This window comes from Streptomyces sp. TP-A0874 (assembly GCF_001748085.1).
Classification (GTDB): domain Bacteria; phylum Actinomycetota; class Actinomycetes; order Streptomycetales; family Streptomycetaceae; genus Streptomyces.
Genome location: NZ_BBZK01000010.1, coordinates 245,221 through 260,849, shown reverse-complemented (window position 1 = coordinate 260,849; position 15,629 = coordinate 245,221). Strand labels below are relative to the sequence as shown.

At 70.7% G+C, this 15,629-nt stretch carries 14 protein-coding genes; 9 read left to right on the top strand and 5 right to left on the bottom strand.

The features are described from left to right. Positions 1 to 62: 62 nt before the first annotated feature. Positions 63 to 1,328 carry a peptidoglycan recognition protein family protein gene (locus tag BGP73_RS18405; RefSeq protein WP_069816266.1) on the bottom strand — a complete coding sequence of 422 codons (1,266 nt, stop codon included), beginning with the start codon at positions 1,326 to 1,328 and terminating at the stop codon, positions 63 to 65. A 118-nt stretch (positions 1,329 to 1,446) separates the two neighbouring features. Between BGP73_RS18405 and BGP73_RS18400 the strand changes: the two genes are divergently transcribed. From BGP73_RS18400 to BGP73_RS18385, 4 genes are all read left to right on the top strand, one after another. After that, positions 1,447 to 2,202 carry a TIGR03089 family protein gene (locus BGP73_RS18400; RefSeq protein WP_069816264.1) on the top strand — a complete coding sequence of 252 codons (756 nt, stop codon included), beginning with the start codon at positions 1,447 to 1,449 and terminating at the stop codon, positions 2,200 to 2,202. A 272-nt stretch (positions 2,203 to 2,474) separates the two neighbouring features. After that, positions 2,475 to 3,698: an LCP family protein gene (locus BGP73_RS18395; protein ID WP_069816262.1), complete on the top strand. Its 1,224-nt coding sequence runs from the start codon at positions 2,475 to 2,477 to the stop codon at positions 3,696 to 3,698. A 214-nt stretch (positions 3,699 to 3,912) separates the two neighbouring features. Beyond that, positions 3,913 to 5,628, top strand: coding sequence for an LCP family protein (locus tag BGP73_RS18390; protein ID WP_069816260.1), 1,716 nt, complete (start codon positions 3,913 to 3,915; stop codon positions 5,626 to 5,628). A 50-nt stretch (positions 5,629 to 5,678) separates the two neighbouring features. Further along, a complete protein-coding gene (locus BGP73_RS18385; protein WP_069816258.1) occupies positions 5,679 to 7,325 on the top strand; it encodes an LCP family protein in 1,647 nt (548 codons plus the stop codon). A 141-nt stretch (positions 7,326 to 7,466) separates the two neighbouring features. Here BGP73_RS18385 and BGP73_RS18380 read toward each other — a convergent pair whose 3' ends face one another. Next, entirely contained in the window at positions 7,467 to 8,495 is a 1,029-nt protein-coding gene (locus tag BGP73_RS18380; protein WP_069816256.1) for a glycosyltransferase family 2 protein, read from the bottom strand. Between the two features lie 150 nt (positions 8,496 to 8,645). Between BGP73_RS18380 and BGP73_RS18375 the strand changes: the two genes are divergently transcribed. Beyond that, positions 8,646 to 10,112: an LCP family protein gene (locus tag BGP73_RS18375; protein WP_069816254.1), complete on the top strand. Its 1,467-nt coding sequence runs from the start codon at positions 8,646 to 8,648 to the stop codon at positions 10,110 to 10,112. Between the two features lie 443 nt (positions 10,113 to 10,555). On the opposite strand, the gene BGP73_RS18370 is transcribed toward BGP73_RS18375, so the two are convergent. After that, a complete protein-coding gene (locus BGP73_RS18370) occupies positions 10,556 to 10,768 on the bottom strand; it encodes a DUF397 domain-containing protein (protein WP_069816253.1) in 213 nt (70 codons plus the stop codon). On the opposite strand from BGP73_RS18370, the gene BGP73_RS22285 reads away from it, so the two are divergent. Beyond that, on the top strand, positions 10,749 to 10,931 hold the full coding sequence (locus tag BGP73_RS22285) for a hypothetical protein (RefSeq protein WP_374701164.1): 183 nt from the start codon (positions 10,749 to 10,751) through the stop codon (positions 10,929 to 10,931). The genes BGP73_RS18370 and BGP73_RS22285 overlap by 20 nt on opposite strands. Positions 10,932 to 10,997: 66 nt before the next feature. Here BGP73_RS22285 and BGP73_RS18365 read toward each other — a convergent pair whose 3' ends face one another. Continuing rightward, positions 10,998 to 11,534: an acyl-CoA thioesterase gene (locus BGP73_RS18365; RefSeq protein ID WP_069816350.1), complete on the bottom strand. Its 537-nt coding sequence runs from the start codon at positions 11,532 to 11,534 to the stop codon at positions 10,998 to 11,000. A gap of 139 nt (positions 11,535 to 11,673) precedes the next feature. On the opposite strand from BGP73_RS18365, the gene BGP73_RS18360 reads away from it, so the two are divergent. After that, positions 11,674 to 12,927, top strand: coding sequence for an LCP family protein (locus tag BGP73_RS18360; protein ID WP_079127645.1), 1,254 nt, complete (start codon positions 11,674 to 11,676; stop codon positions 12,925 to 12,927). A 121-nt stretch (positions 12,928 to 13,048) separates the two neighbouring features. Here BGP73_RS18360 and BGP73_RS18355 read toward each other — a convergent pair whose 3' ends face one another. After that, positions 13,049 to 14,056, bottom strand: coding sequence for a C40 family peptidase (locus tag BGP73_RS18355; protein WP_069816251.1), 1,008 nt, complete (start codon positions 14,054 to 14,056; stop codon positions 13,049 to 13,051). Positions 14,057 to 14,408: 352 nt separating this feature from the next. Between BGP73_RS18355 and BGP73_RS18350 the strand changes: the two genes are divergently transcribed. Together BGP73_RS18350 and BGP73_RS18345 are read left to right on the top strand one after the other, a co-directional pair. Further along, entirely contained in the window at positions 14,409 to 14,903 is a 495-nt protein-coding gene (locus BGP73_RS18350) for a potassium channel family protein (RefSeq protein WP_069816249.1), read from the top strand. 148 nt (positions 14,904 to 15,051) lie between these two features. Further along, positions 15,052 to 15,540: a hypothetical protein gene (locus tag BGP73_RS18345; RefSeq protein ID WP_069816246.1), complete on the top strand. Its 489-nt coding sequence runs from the start codon at positions 15,052 to 15,054 to the stop codon at positions 15,538 to 15,540. Positions 15,541 to 15,629 lie beyond the last annotated feature (89 nt).

The window sequence follows — 15,629 nt, the reverse complement described above, 5'->3', positions numbered from 1 at the left end:
ATCGGCGGCCAGTGTATGCAGTGCACTGGCCGCCGGATCCGGTGGCCGGGCCCCGGCCTCCCTCAGCGGCCCTGGAGCTTGGACGCGAGCTTCCGGATCTCCCCGAGCTTGCTGTAGAGGCGGGCACCCGGGCACTCGGTGGCGAACCCGTCCCGGTGGCCCGAGATCACCTTCATCTTCACCGAGGTGCCCTTCGGGAACTTGTTCCCGCCGCCGGAGACCAGGTTCACGTCACCGCTGGGATTGGCCCCGAACAGGCCGAGCTTCCAGGCGGTGAGCTTGGAGACCGCCTCGACCGCCGCCTTGGTCGGCTCGCTGCTGGTGAAGGTGCCCAGGACGGCGATGCCCATGGTGTCGTCGTTGAACCCGGCGGTGTGCGCCCCCATCACCGGCTCGATCACCCCTCCGGCACGGCCCTCGTAGATGGTCCCGCACTTGTCGATGGCGAAGTTGTAGCCGAAGTCGCGCCAGCCCAGGCTCTGCACGTGGTAGCGGTAGATGCTGCGGAGCACCTCTGGAGCTTCCTTGCAGGCGTAGTCGTTGCCGGTCGCCGAGTGGTGGACGAACGCCGCCCGCACGGTCCTGGTGTACAGGAACTCCCGCTCGCGGAGCCGCTCGTCGGCTCCCCAGCCGGACCGGGTGACGATGCCGGGCCGGGGTCCGATGTGCGACTTCGCCGCGGCCTTGATGTCGCGCCGCGACATCGCCTCGGTCGCCTGCCTGTCCAGCGGTTCGATCTCAGTGGCGCCCAGCGGTGCCAGCCGGGCGTTGACCGCGGACGCGGCGGCGGCCTCGGGGGTCGTGCCGGTCGTCTCGCCGGGGTCGACCAACTGGAGCCGCAGGCCGCTCGGGAGGGCCGCGGCGGCCGTGCGGTGCGCCGAGGTCTCGGGTACCGCCCGCACCTCCACGCCGTCCGAGCGGCCCACCCACAGCGGCGCGGTGCCGCCCCGGGTCCGGCCGTCGCGCTGCTCGGCGGACTCGGAGTCCGGGCGGTCGTCGCTGTGGGAGGTGAGTTCCCGCCATCCGGACCACTCGCCGGTGGCGGCCGACCGGGTGCGCACCTGCACCTTGCCGTGGAACTCCGTGTCCGGGTCCTTCCAGACCACACCCAGCAGGGAGAACGGCTGTACCTGGCGGGCGGGGAGCCCGCGGACGGCGGCGCCGGCGCGGTCGGCCGACTGCTCCAGCGGGCCCAGTGGCAGCGATCGGGTGGCCCCGGCCGGGGAGGCGGCGGGTGCTGGTGGGGCCGCGGTGGCGGCGGAGGAGGCGGGCAGGACGAGTGCGGCCGAGCCGGCCACGGCGACGGAGAGAGTAAGAAATGCACGCATAAGAGAAATACTGGACACGGGTATTTCAATCTGTCTAACGGGGATCTGATGACCTGTCGACCGTTCGGGGCAGGCCGGGCCGTCCGGCCGAACCGGGGCGGCGCGTACCCTTGCGGAGATGAACGCCACCGAACGCACCCCCGCCGACCTGCTGCGGACCGCTCTCACCGGAGACCCCGGTCGTCCGCTGGTGACCTTCTATGACGACTCCTCGGGGGAGCGCGTCGAACTCTCCGTGGCCACCTTCGCCAACTGGGTGGCGAAGACCGCCAACCTGCTCCAGGACGACCTCGGCGCCGAGCCCGGCGACCGTCTCGCACTGCTCCTGCCGGCACACTGGCAGACCGCCGTCTGGCTGCTCGCCGGCTTCTCCACCGGAGTGGTGGTCGACGTCGCCGGCGACCCGGCCGCCGCGGATCTCGTGGTCAGCGGACCGGACACCCTGGTCGAGGCGCGGAGCTGCCCGGGGGAACGGGTGGCGCTCAGCCTGCGGCCCATGGGGGCGCGCTTCCCGCAGGCGCCCGAGGGCTTCCTCGACTACGCGGTCGAGGTGCCCGGACAGGGCGACCACTTCACCCCTTACACCCCGGTGGACCCGGAGGCCGGAGCACTCGCCTTCGGCGGCGCCCGGGAGCTGACTGGCTCCCAGGTGGTGGCACGGGCGCGGGAGGACGCCTCGGCGCTGGGCCTCGCCCCGGGCTCCCGACTGCTCTCCGGACTGCCGTACGACGGGTGGAGCGGGCTCTCCGCCGGGCTGCTGGCGCCGCTGGCCGCCGGCGGCTCCGTGGTGCTCTGCCGGCACCTCGACCGACTCGCACCGGACGCCCTCGAGCAGCGGCGGGACAGCGAACGGATCACCGCGACCGCCGGCTGACGAGCTCGGCCGATCGACTGACTCCCCGTCGGGTGGCTCCGTAGGGGCGACTCGCCATCGGGTGACGGAGCGTCGGCTCCGTCCCTGACGACGGAGTCCCAGATGGGGCGAGTGCGGGGCAGTCGGCGCCGGGCGTGGGGGTCGTCTCCCTACAACCCTGCGGGCGGGCCACGGGTCTAGTCGGTAGGTAGCGGTTTGCGACGCCGGTGCCCCCGACGCTCCGGGGGCGGACGCCGAGCGGCCGGCCGACGCGGCGAGGAATGGACCCACAGGTGACCGACAGCAGCTCCGGCATACCCGCCCCGGCCGTCGAACGGACCACGGACCCGGCGGACGGCGGAGCACGGCGGCGAAGCCGGCGCTGGCCGCGCTGGGTCGCGCTGGGCACCTCGATCACGCTGCTGGCCGGGGGCGGGGCGGGCTGGGTGCTGTACCAGCGACTGGACCGGAACATCACGGTCGACACCGCCACGGCCGACGAGCTGGCGCGGCACGAGGACGAACGCCCCCAGCCCGTCGCGGTCGCCCGGGAGGCCGAGAACATCCTGCTGATGGGTTCCGACGACCGCGGCGGAGAGAACGGCGGGTACGGGCGGGACAGCGGCACCCAGCGCTCGGACACGACGATCCTGCTCCATCTGGCCGCCGACCGGAAGAGCGCCACCGCGGTCAGCATCCCCCGTGACCTCATGGTGGACATCCCAGACTGCCGGGGCCCGGACGGAACCGCGCGGGGCGCCCGGTTCGCCCAGTTCAACTGGGCCTTCGAGATCGGCGGCCCGGCCTGCACCATCCGCACGGTGGAGAACCTGACCGGCATCCGCGTCGACCACCACGTGGTGGTCGACTTCACCGGGTTCAAACAGGTCGTCGACGTGCTCGGCGGGGTGGAGCTCTGCCTGCCCGATCCGATCCACGACACGGCGGCCCACCTGGACCTCCCGGCGGGTCGCCAGCGGCTCGACGGCGAGCAGGCGCTGGGGTACGTGCGGGCCCGGTACAGCCTCGGCAACGGCAGCGACACCGAGCGGATGGGCCGCCAGCAGGAGTTCCTCGGCGCACTGGCGGAAGGCGCGCACAGCAGCGGAACACTGCGGAACCCGGCCCGCCTCTACTCGCTGCTGGAGGCCGTCACCTCCTCCCTCACCACCGACGAGCAGCTGGCCTCGCTCCAGGACCTCTACCAGTTGGTGCGGGGCATGGCGGACATACCGCCGGAGCGCATACGCTTCCTCACCGCACCCCGGCAGCCGTACGCCCTCGACGCCAACCGCGACGAGCTGGTCCAGCCCGAGGCCACCGAGCTCTTCGAGAGCCTGCGCCAGGACCGCCCGGTGGCGGCGGTCGAGGCCTCGGTGAACCATCCGCAGTCGCTGCGCGTCGAACTCGAGGAGCCGCCGCTGCCGCGGACCACCCCCGGCGGCGGGCCGAGCGGTGCGCCCGACGCCCCTTCGGCAGAGGGCGGCGGAACGGCGGGCGACGGCGTGTGCGGATGAAGATTTTCAAAAGGGGTGACCAAGAAAACGAAAGGAATGGGCAGATTGCCCAGTTGTAGGGATACGACGGCGCCACCGGCGTCGCTCACAGAAGAACCAGCCGGATAGTGTGAGCGCTTCCGCGCTCCTGACCGGGGGTGCGCGCACTGTGTGAGGATGACCGAGCGCCTTTGGGGTAGGCGCCGCGTGGCACCGACGGAGGATTCAGACAACCGTGGACGCGCAAGGCCCGGGGCGGGACGAGGAAATCGACCCCGCAGACCAGTGGGTGTTCGATCCGAATACCGGCGATTACCAATTGCGACTGGAGCCGACCGGAGAGCGACCGACTCCCCCCGCCCAGCGCACCGCCTCCACACCGCCCCCCAAACGCTCCGCCGCTCCCGAAGAACCTCCGGACGGCGATCGCCCCGACGTCCCCCGGCAGCGCAGCCGCCGAGCCGGAAAACGGTCCGCGGCCCCGGCGGCCTCGGGCGGCCGCCGCAGGCAGAAGCCGAAGAAGTCGGGGAAGAAGAAGGCGCTGTACTGGGTGGCCGGCGCCACCGCCTTCGTACTCGTCGGGGGCTCGGCGGCCGCCTACATCGTCTACCAGGAACTGAACGGCAACATCACCAAGGTCGACGTCGGCGAGGAGAACGCCGCGGTCACCGACGGACCGGTGAACATCCTGGTCATCGGCACCGACGCCCGGACGGGCAAGGGCAACCAGGGCTACGGCGACAACGGCAGCGTCGGGCACGCCGACACCACGATCCTCTACCACGTCTCCGCGGACCGGACGAACGCGACCGCGATAAGCATTCCGCGTGATGTGATAACGGATATCCCGGAATGCACCGTAAAGCTGGAGAACGGTGAAGAGAAGACCATTCCCGGCAGCCAGCAGGCCCGCTTCAACACCAGCCTCGGCCAATCCGACCGCGACCCGGGCTGCACCTGGCAGACCGTGGAGAAGCTGACCGGCCTGGAGATCAGCCATTTCCTCATGGCCGACTTCAACGCGGTCAAGACGCTGTCCACCGCCGTCGGCGGCGTCGAGGTCTGCCTCACCAGGCCGATAAAGGACCCCAAGTCGAAACTGGACCTGCCGGCGGGTGTGTCACTGGTGGAGGGCGAGGACGCGCTGGCCTTCGTACGGACCAGGCACAGCGTCGGCTTCGAGAGCGACCTGGACCGGATCAAGCTCCAGCAGCAGTTCCTCAGCTCGATGCTCCGCAAGGTGAAGTCGGACAAGATACTCACCAGCCCGAGCAAGCTGTGGAAGCTGAGCAGCGCCGCCACCAAGGCGCTCACCGTGGACACCGGGATCGGCTCCCCCAAGAAGCTGGCCGACATGGCCCGGGACATCGGCCAGGTCGATCTGAAGAACGTGACCTTCACCACCCTGCCGGTAGTGGACAACACCGACGGCGCGACGGTCTCGGTGAACGAATCCGTGGCCGACCCGCTGTTGGCGATGGTCAGGGAGGACGTCTCCCTCACCGAGGTGAAGAAGAAGGAGAAGGCGGCGAAGGACGAGCAGAAAGCCCTGCTCGAAGGCCCCAAGGCCCCGCCCGCGGAGGTCAGGGTGGACGTCCTCAACGGCGGCGGCCCCTTCGGCGCCGCACAGGACACCGTCGACTGGCTGCAGAACACCCAGGGGGTACCGCTCTCCACCAACGGCGGCAACGCCACCGGGGAGAAGCTGAAGAAGTCCGTTCTGGAGTTCGCGCCCAACCAGGCCGACCAGGCCCGCCAACTCGCCGACCTGATGGGGCTGCCCGCCTCGGCGCTGAAGCAGAGCACAGAGGACGCGGATCCGAAGACGCCGATGACGCTCACTCTCGGCGCCGACTTCAAGGGCGCGGGCACCCCGATCGCGGCGCCCAGCAAGGCTCCGAAGGAGATTTCGAGGATCGAGGCGGATGACAAGAAGCAGTGCGTCAAGTGACCCGGCCGTCCGTCGGTCCCGACGCTCGACCGGAATGACGGGGGACTTCGATGCGGCAGAGCAGCACTCACCACCGGGGAGCGCGGCGGCGCGTCCCCAACGCCCGTGACCTGGGCTGGGACGACAGCCTCTACCAGGAACCGGGCGACGGCCCGCCGCCGGACCGCTCGGGGGACGAGGAGCGATCCAGCGCCGAGCCCGCCGGGGCGTCCGGCCGTGGACGGCGCGGGCGCAGGGTGCTGCGCTGGTTCGCCGTAACCCTCGCGGTGCTGATACTCCTGCTCCCCGCGGCCGGCTACCTGTACTACCGGCACCTCAACGGGAACATCGTCAGCGACTCGCTCAACCTCGGCGACCACAAGCTGGAACACGGTGCCCCGGACCACAAGGGCCGGACGCCGCTGAACATCCTGCTGCTCGGCTCCGACAGCAGGAACAGCGAGGAGAACATCCGGCTGGGCGGCGCCCGAGCGGACCGCGACCGCAAACCGCTGGCCGATGTGCAGATGCTGATGCACGTGTCGGCCGACCGGGAGAACATGTCGGTGATCAGCATCCCCCGGGACACCCGGGTGACCATCCCCAAGTGCACCGACGGCGACGACGGGCGGGTCTACGCGGAGTACGACGGCACCATCAACGCCAGCCTCCAGAACGGCGGCCCGGGCTGCACGGTGGCCACCTGGGAGCAGCTCACCGGCATCCCGATCGACCACTTCATGATGATCGACTTCGCCGGTGTGGTGAACATGGCCGACGCGGTGGGCGGCGTTCCGGTCTGCGTCGACGCCAACGTCTACGACTCCAAGTCCGGCCTGCGGCTACGCAAGGGCGACTCGCTGGTCAAGGGCGAGCAGGCGCTGCAGTGGCTGCGTACCCGGCACGGCTTCGAGGACGGCAGCGACATAGGGCGCACCAAGGCCCAGCGCATGTACATGAGCTCGATGGTGCGCCAGCTCAAGGCCGGTACCAAGCTCACCGACCCCGGCAAGCTGCGGAAGCTCGCCGAGGCGGCGACCAAGGCGCTCACGGTGGACGAGGGGCTGGGCACCGTGAAGAAGCTCTACGACCTGGGCGAGGACCTCAAGCAGGTGCCGACCGAGCGGATCACCATGGTCACCATGCCCTGGACGCAGGACCCGCAGGACCCTGCCCATGTCGTCCCCAAGCCGGGGGACGCCGAGAAGATCTTCTCCCTGGTGCGTGGTGACACCGCCCTGGACGGCAAGGACGCGAAGAAGTCCGGGGCCGGCGAGGAGCGGTCGCCGAGCGCTCCGGCGGACCCGAAGGACCAGATCCCGGTCAGCGTGCGGAACGGCACCGGCAGCGATCTCCAGCCGCCGGTGACGGGTCGGGCCTCGGTCGTCGCCGACCAGCTCACCCAACTCGGCTTCGCCCGGACCACCGTCGACTCCGCGCCGCAGTCGCAGGCCGAGAGCTCCGTCTCGTATCCGAGCCCCGAGCAGCGCGGGAACGCCGAGGCGGTGGCCCGGGAGCTGGGCCTGCCGCCGAGCGCGGTGCGCCAGTCGGCCTCCACCGAGCAGATCACGCTGGTCGTCGGCGCCGACTGGCGCAGCGGTACGACCTACCAGCGCTCCGCTGACGAGGGGGACCAGAAGGCTCCGGACAGCGCGGACGCGCTGAACGGCGACGACAAGGGCGCGTGCATGACGGTGAATCCGCTGCACACCTGGTGAGCGGCGGCCCGGCGGCCGAGTCGGGCCGCCGCCACGCACCGCGGGGGCCGGTCCACGGCCGGAGGGAACTCACTCCGTCGTGGACCGGCCCCCGCGGTGCGGAAGACCTGATGCCGGAGGCGCAGGTCCGGCCCGGTCGGCTCAGCCCGGCTGGACCACGGCCGGGCGGCGGCTGGCGCTCACCTTGCGGGCCAGCGCTCGGGGGCTGGTCAGGAAGCCCCAGCCCCACGACATGTGCATGGTCGCCAACGCGACCGGGATCCGGAGCCGCGCGCCGACCGGCAAGCCGCGACCAGCCGCCAGCGAACCCGCCACGATGCCCGCCAGGTAGCCGGCCGGCACCACGAAGGCCCAAGGGGTGAGCGTGGCACCGACGACCAGTCCCGCCGCGATGGCCAGCAGCGCGGTCGGCGGGGCGAGGTAGCGGGGGTTGATCGAACCGCGGTGGTAACGGGCGACGACATGGCGCCACCGCCCGTACTCCTTGTACTGCCTGGCCAGCGTCCGCACGCTGGGCCGCGGGCGGTAGGAGACCCGGAGCTCCGGTGAGAACCAGATCAGGCCACCGGCCTCGCGGATACGGAAGTTCAGCTCCCAGTCCTGGGCTCGGATGAACTCCTCGTTGTAACCGCCCTGCTGTTCGAGCACTTCACGCCGGAAGACGCCGAGATAGACCGTGTCGGCCGGGGCAGCCTCGCCGCCGGTGTGGAACGCCGCGTTCCCGACACCGATGCGGGAGGTCATGGCGGCCGCGACGGCCCGCTCCCAGTCGTTCTCGCCCTCGGCGTGCATGATGCCGCCGACGTTCTGCGCACCGGTCTCCTCCAGGAGCCGGACGGCGGTGGCGATGTAGTTCGGGGAGAGCATGCCGTGCCCGTCCACCCGCACCACGACCGGATGCCTGGAGGCCCTGATCGCCGCGTTGAGAGCGGCCGGGGTGCGCCCGGTGGGGTTCGGCACCGTGTGCACCCGCGGGTCCTCCGCCACGAGCTCCGCGGCGATCTCGTCCGTCCGGTCGCTGGACGGACCGAGGGCGATCACCACCTCCAGCTCGCCGGCGTACTCCTGCTCCAGGATGTGCCGGACGGAGTTCCGCAGATGCCGTTCCTCGTTGAGCACCGGCATGATCACGGAGACAGCCGGCGGTGACTGTTCAGGGGATGCGTTCATCGCGTCTCACGGTACCGCGAACGGAGGACGGGGGCGGCACGCGCCCGGGTGGCCGGGATTCGCGCGGCGGCGTGGGGTGGCGGAGAGCTGATCATATGGCTTTATGGTCGGTTCGGTCCCTGGCCCGGCCACCGCGGAGGAGCCTCTTCCATGCCCGCACCGCACCGCCCCCTGGGTTCCCGGTCCCGAAAGCGGCCCCACCGCCGCGGGCGTCCCCGACGCCCCCGCCGCTGGGGCCTGCGGCTGGCCGGCGGCGCCGCGGTGCTGGTGCTGGCCGCATCCGGGGTGGGGCACGCCGTGGTGGGCCGGCTCGACACCGGCATCCGCCGCCTCGACCCCTTCGTCGGACTCCACCACCGCCCCGCCCGGGCCACCGGCGACGCCCTGAACTTCCTGGTGGTCGGGACCGACGGCCGGGACCAGATCACCGCCCGGGAGCGCGAGAAGTACCGCCTCGGCGGCGAACCGTGCCACTGCACGGACACCATCGTCCTCGTCCACGTGTCGGCGGACCGGGAGCACACCAGGATCGTCAGCATCCCCCGGGACTCCTACGTCGAGCTCCCCGCGCAGCGCGCCCCGGAGACCGGCCGGGACACCCCCGCGCGACCGGCCAAGCTCAACGCCGCCTACGCGGTCGGCGGCCCCGGCCTCACCGTGCGTGCCGTGGAGCAGCTGACCGGTGTGCACATCGACCACTACCTGGAGGTCGACTTCACCAGCTTCATGCGGACCGTGGACGTCCTCGGCGGGGTGGAGATCTGCACCGTCCGCCCGCTCAAGGACGACCACACCGGGCTGGACCTGCCGGCCGGCACCAGCAGGCTGGACGGCGGACAGGCCCTGCAGTACGTCCGCTCCCGGCATGTCGACGGCGCCGCCGACCTCGGCCGGATGCAGCGCCAGCAGCGCTTCCTCGCCGCGCTGCTGCGCCAGGTCAGCGACAGCGGGGCCCTGGTGAACCCGGTGAAGTTCAACGCGGTCGCCTCCGCCCTGCTGGACTCGGTCCGCGCCGACGAGGGCCTGGACAGCCGGGAACTGCTCGAACTCGGCCGGGCCATGAAGGGGCTCTCCCCCTCCTCCTCGGAGTTCGCCTCGGTACCGGTCAAGGACCCCTCGTATCCGGTGCCCGGTGTCGGCTCGACCGTGCGGTGGAACGAGAAGCGCGCGACCGAACTCTTCGAGGCGCTCCGGGAGGACCGGCCGCTCTCCGAGGAGTCCGGCGGGGCGGGGAAGAAGCGGAACGCGCCCGTACTCGTCGACGTGGCCCCCCGGGAGGTCCGGGTCCAGGTCGAGAACGGCACCACGCGGAACGGGCTCGCCCGCGATGTGGAGGAGGCCCTGCGCGCAACGGGCTTCGCCACGACCGGCGACCCGAGGGACGCCGACCGGACCGGTGTGGAACGCACCCAGGTGACCTACGACCCGGAGTGGGACCGCTCCGCGCGGACGCTGGGCGCGGCGCTGCCGGGGGCTGAGCTCAAGGCGGTCCGGGGGCACGGTCCGGTCGCCACGGTCACCCTCGGGACGGCCCACCACACGGTGCGCAAGGTGCGCTTGGACGATCCTTCGCAGGAGGACGGGCGGGCGTTGAACGGCGAGGAGGTCGGCTGCTGAGGGTTCGGGCCCGGGTGCTGTTGGTGGGTTGCCGGGCGGATGGTGCGGGGGCGGGTCCTCCGCGGGTGGGGGTGCCGCGACCGTCTATTTACGGGGCCGTGCGGGCCGGTGGGCAGCCTCTCGGTTGGAGAGCCCCGCAAATACACGGCAGCGTCCCGGCACCCCCACCCACTCCGGCCCCACCCCCTCCCGCCGTCGTCCGGCCGCTCCTTGCGGAATCGTCGCTCCGTCAGTCCTCCAGCAGGCCCCGCCGCTCCCGGATACTCCTTATGGCCTGGCGTCTGGGTGCAGCGCAGAGGGCGGACAGGCCAGCGACTCGACGTCGCTGAGCACGGTCTCGATGCGTGCGGCAGGACGAAACCGAACGTGACTGCCCAGTGAACAACGACGCCCCTCGTCCGGCACAATATGCCGGACGAGGGGCATCGTTTTGCGCTGTGTGACTACATCTGGTCGAAAGCGCCTGCTGCCGCGCTGGCCACGAACTCCTGCCATCCCTCCGAGGAGAACGACAGCACCGGGCCACCCGGGTTCTTGCTGTCGCGCATCGCCACAGCATCCGCACCGATTCGGATCTCGACGCATTCCGCTTGGCCGTTGCTGTAGCTGCTCTTGAACCAGTCCCTGTCGCCGCCGGTGAGATCAGACCGGTCCATAGCTGCCTGTGTAGCCGTCCGAGTACACGACGAGCCGCAGGTCTGGGCCGCGGCCGAAATGCTCGGCTTCGAACGCGACCGCCTCACGTCGATCAACACCACGAGGGTCTACGCCCGGTACGGCCTCGACCTCGGAACGATCGCCGACCTGCGTTTCGAGTAGGTCGGCGACGGCAGCTACCGGCCGGGGCGCACAACGTCGACCGTGGGGCCGGAAGACAGAACGCGGTCAGTCCGCCTGCCGCTGCTCCCGGAGCTCCTTGATCGCCCGGCGCCGGGCGAGCCGGTGGGTACGCCGGATCTGCGCCTCCTGGTAGCGGCGCCGGTCACGCTCGGTCTCGGGCAGCACCGGCGGCACCGGCCGGGGCCGGCCGTTCTCGTCCACCGCCGCGAAGACCAGATACGCGCTACCGACCTGGGTGGCGGGGGTGGACTCGTTCCACCGCTCCGCCAGGACCCGCACGCCCACCTCCATGGAGGACCGGCCGGTCCAGTTCACCTGGGCCTTGACGTGGACCAGGTCGCCCACCCGGACCGGCTCCAGGAAGACCATCTCGTCCATCGAGGCGGTGACCGCCGGTCCACCCGAGTGCCGGCCCGCGACCGCACCGGCCGCGTCGTCCACCAGCTTCATGATCACCCCGCCGTGCACGGTGCCCAGCAGGTTGGTGTCCGCCCCGGTCATGATGTGCGACAGGGTGGTGCGGGAAGCGGCGGTCGGCTTCCCCGGAAGCGCAGAATCCGGGGTTTCGGGCTGGTCGGTCATGTCCTCCACTGTATGCGGCGGTACCAACCGGCTCGGCACCGTCCTCCGCGGGACGCTCTGCATCAGCTCGGCTACAGATCCCCTCTCCCCCTTCCCCCGCTCTGTCACCCGGACGCATCCGCCAGGCACACTTTCTCGTATGAGTGATTGGCCCCAGGGGTGGACCGAGGACAGCAGGGACGGCTACGGGCGCGGCAGCGCTGCTCCCCGGCCGGAGTCGGCGCGCGCCATGCGGCACGTCCAGCGCGGCGGCGATCCCCGCTACGGCGGCAGACCGACCGGTGAGCCGCCGCTGCCTCCCGAGTTCTCTCCGCACGGCCGCATCCCCAGCCAGCAGTCCCAGGGCTACGAGGACATCGACGGCTACGGCCCCGGCCAGGTCTACGGCGGCGGAGGCCAGGGCCCGTACGGCCCGTCCCGGCCGAACTGGGGCCGCCGGTTCAAGGTGACGGTTCTCTCACTCGTGGTGGTCCTGCTCGCCGTCTCCCTCGGGACGTACTTCTGGGCCGACTCCAAGCTCGACCGCCAGGTGGACCTCAGCCTGGTGGAGAACCGACCGGCCGAGGGCAAGGGCACCAACTACCTCATCGTGGGTTCGGACAGCCGCAAGGGCCTCTCCGCGGAGGAGAAGCAGCGGCTGCACACCGGCAGCTCCGAGGGCCAGCTCACCGACTCCATGATCATTCTGCATGTGGGCAGCAACGGCAGCACCATGGTCAGCCTGCCGCGGGACACCTGGGTCACCGTGCCCGAGTTCACCGGCACCGAGAGCGGCCGGCGCATCCCGGAGCAGCAGGCGAAGCTCAACTCCGTGCACGTCAAGGAGGGTGGCTGGCTGCTGACGCGCACCGTCGAGTACAACACCGGTCTGAAGATCGACCACTACGTCGAGATCGGCCTCGGCGGCTTCGCGAAGATCGTGGACGCGATCGGCGGGGTGGAGATGGACATCCCGCGCGATATCAAGGACCGGGACTCCGGTGCCGACTTCAAGAAGGGCCGGCAGACCCTGGACGGCGCGCAGGCGCTGGCCTTCGTCCGGAACCGCAAGGAGGCCGGGAGCGACCTGGAGCGCACCAAGAACCAGCAGAAGTTCCTGGCCGCGCTCGCCTCGCAGACCGCCACCCCCTCGACCGTCCTCAACCCCTTCAAGCTCTATCCGGCGATGGGTGCGGGGCTGGACACCCTCACCGTCGACAAGGACATGAGCCTGTGGAACCTCGCCTCGATGTTCTGGGCCATGAAGGGCGTCTCCGGCGGCGAGGGCGAGCAGATCAACCTTCCGACCGGCGGTCCGGCGCCGCTGGGCTCCCTCCAGCTGGACAAGCCGAAGATCAAGCAGCTGGTCGACCAGCTCAACAACGACGAGAAGGTCACCGTCTCCAGCCCCTGACCGGCCGGAAACGCGGACGCCCGCTCCTGCCCCGGATTCAGGGGGCGGGAGCGGGCGTCGAACGCTCAGGCCGCTCGGGAACGGTCGGCGGGTGCCGGCCGTTCCACCCGGCCGTGGTGGATCAGAGCAGGGCTTCCCAGGTCACCGGGCCGACCAGGCCGTCGACGACCAGCTTCTTGCTGCCCTGGAAGTCGGTGACGGCCTTCTGGGTCTCGGGGCCGAACGAGCCGTCCACCGTGACTTTGTAGCCGTGGGACACCAGTTGGGTCTGGAGCGCTCGGACCGCATCGCCCTGCGAGCCGTTCTTCACCTCGACCACCAGGTGGGGCCAGGTCTTGGGACCGATCTCACCATCGGCCACGAGGCCCTTGGCGGATTGGAAGGCCTTGGCCCGAGCAGCCGTCTCCGAGCCGTAGGAGCCGTCCACCACGAGGCTTTGCCCCTGGGCGCGGAGCAGGTACTGCGCGGTGGTGACGTTGGCGCCCTGCGACCCCACCGTCAGCATCGGCCAGTCCGCGGCCGGCGGGTCGGGCGGGGTCTCGCCGGAGAGCTTGACCGGACGGTACGGCTTGTACTCGCTGCCCGCGTTGAGCCCGTAGGTGAGCACCCGGTGGTCCGTGCCGTGGCCGCCGCGCTGCTCGAAGGCCGAGTAGGCGGTGTGCGAGGAGTCGGTCCACTTCTCGAAGATGACCACGTGGCGCGTGGTGTTGGAGCCCTCGGCGTCGATCAGCAGGTCGCCCGGCTTGAGGTCCCCGAGGGAGATCGGGGTGGTCAGGCTGCGGTTGCTCGCGAGCTCGACCGTGTTCGGGCCGGACTTCCAGAGGCCGAGCGTCATCGACACGTAGCCGGAGCAGTCCTGCCGGTAGCCGTCCGACCAGACGGAGGTCTGGCTGTACGGCACCTGGGAGCCGTTGTTGGCGGTGAGCCAGGTGGCGGCCCGACGCAGCATCTCGGCCGGGGTGATGGTGTCGGCCTGCGTCTGGACCGCGGCGGCCCGGGATGTTGAAGTGGTCGTGGTGGCGGTCGCCGAAGACGGGACGAGCGCGATGCCCGCTACTGCGAGGCCACCGGCGGCGACTGACGCCAGTGCGAGGCGAGCCCGGCGGCTCACCCGTGAGCGAAGTGACATGGTGCGGTCCTTCGAGTGGGGGATATCGGCCGACGCATGTGGGAGGAATTCGGCCGAGCCGCCGGCGACGTTCCTACGCGCGGCGACAATCATCATGCTCACCTCAAAATCCACGTCCACCCCAGTACGACCCCTGAACCTTCACCCTTCCATCACATGCAAGAAGGGGCGAAGGCAGCAAAATCGCTGATACCGGACCCCCGAAGCAGCGCGGTGCTCGGGCAGGACGGAGAAGGGTCAGGGCACCGGCCGCTGACGGCGTGAGGCTGCCGGTAGGACACTCCGCCGGGGCGCTGCCACCAGCGGAGTGTCCTACCGTGCCGTGGATACGTCCACCGCTACTTTCAGGACCATGCCTCCGCTTTCGCCGCTCTTCCTCCTGCGCAAGCTGCTGGGCGGCGAGCGTTGGCAGCGGCTGCACGTGAAGGCGTCCGTATGGGCGGTGCTGGGGCTCGTGCTGGTGTTGCTGCTCGGCTCCTGGATCATCGTCCCCTACGAGCATTCGGCGCCCCGGGCCAGCATCACCTCGTTCCCCCTGGCGCTCTGGTGGTCCCTGGAGACCGCCACCACCGTCGGATACGGGGACCTCTATCCGGTCACCGCGCCCGGACGCGTCATCGCGGGCGTCGTGATGCTCGTCGGGATCTCGGTGTTCAGCGTCGTCACCGCCTCCCTCGCCACCTGGTTCGTGGGCAGCGCCGGGCACCGCGCCCGCCAGGTGGCACAGGCCCTCGAACACGCGGGGCAGGACGGGAAGGCGGACGTCAGCGAGGAGGTGCGGGCCCTGCACGCCCGCTTCGACCGCATGGAGCGCCTGCTGACCCAGGACCGCGGCTCCGGACCCTGACGCCCGACGCCGGGTCGGCAAGGGCGCCGTCAGGCCTCGCACCTCACGATGGTGGGCGGTGACCGCACCCGTCTGCGCACCGGCCCCCGCCAGCAAGATCACGATCTAGGGCCGGAGTAGTCTGAGGCGTCACGGAAGGACGCGCCTCATGGTCGATGCAAGATCGGCGTCGTTGCGGATCGACACCTCGGCACGGATTCAGCCCTGCAAGATCTTCTATGCCGTGGGTGTTGCCTTCGTCGTTACCGGAGGCCTGATCGCCGCGGTCGCCAGCCCCCTGCAGCTTGAGAAAGGGAGCTGGCTTGCGGCCTATCTCGTCCTGGTGTGCGGGGTGGCTCAGGCGGCTCTGGGGAGATGGCAGGAATCGCTGTCGCCGCGACCGGTCTCGACTCGACTGTGGGCGACGCAGTTTGTGGCCTGGAACGTCGGCAACGCGCTCGTGGTCGTCGGGACACTTCGACAGCTCCCCTTCGTCGTCGATGTCGGAGGCCTACTGCTCTTCGGCGTGGTCGTCTTGGCAGCGTCGACGCTACGCGGCGGAAGGGCACGGCCGCGGCTGTGGGCCTACAGCGCACTGCTCCTGGTCCTGGCGGTGACAATCCCCGTCGGCCTGGTCCTGGCCCACGTACGCAGTTGAGCGAGGCAGCGCTCACCACGGTCAGCGCCCTCGCCCCGGCGCAGACACCAACCACCCCGTACCCGGTTCCGAAATGCGATACCCCGGCC

What these genes read in the sequence shown, in the direction of transcription:
- BGP73_RS18350 (WP_069816249.1), top strand. Translation starts at nt 14,409, where the DNA reads ATGCCTCCGCTTTCGCCGCTCTTCCTCCTGCGCAAGCTGCTGGGCGGC.
- BGP73_RS18345 (WP_069816246.1), top strand. Translation starts at nt 15,052, where the DNA reads ATGGTCGATGCAAGATCGGCGTCGTTGCGGATCGACACCTCGGCACGG.
- BGP73_RS18385 (WP_069816258.1), top strand. Translation starts at nt 5,679, where the DNA reads ATGCGGCAGAGCAGCACTCACCACCGGGGAGCGCGGCGGCGCGTCCCC.
- BGP73_RS18380 (WP_069816256.1), bottom strand. Translation starts at nt 8,495, where the DNA reads ATGAACGCATCCCCTGAACAGTCACCGCCGGCTGTCTCCGTGATCATG.
- BGP73_RS18355 (WP_069816251.1), bottom strand. Translation starts at nt 14,056, where the DNA reads ATGTCACTTCGCTCACGGGTGAGCCGCCGGGCTCGCCTCGCACTGGCG.
- BGP73_RS18370 (WP_069816253.1), bottom strand. Translation starts at nt 10,768, where the DNA reads ATGGACCGGTCTGATCTCACCGGCGGCGACAGGGACTGGTTCAAGAGC.
- BGP73_RS18365 (WP_069816350.1), bottom strand. Translation starts at nt 11,534, where the DNA reads ATGACCGACCAGCCCGAAACCCCGGATTCTGCGCTTCCGGGGAAGCCG.
- BGP73_RS18375 (WP_069816254.1), top strand. Translation starts at nt 8,646, where the DNA reads ATGCCCGCACCGCACCGCCCCCTGGGTTCCCGGTCCCGAAAGCGGCCC.
- BGP73_RS18400 (WP_069816264.1), top strand. Translation starts at nt 1,447, where the DNA reads ATGAACGCCACCGAACGCACCCCCGCCGACCTGCTGCGGACCGCTCTC.
- BGP73_RS18360 (WP_079127645.1), top strand. Translation starts at nt 11,674, where the DNA reads ATGAGTGATTGGCCCCAGGGGTGGACCGAGGACAGCAGGGACGGCTAC.
- BGP73_RS18405 (WP_069816266.1), bottom strand. Translation starts at nt 1,328, where the DNA reads ATGCGTGCATTTCTTACTCTCTCCGTCGCCGTGGCCGGCTCGGCCGCA.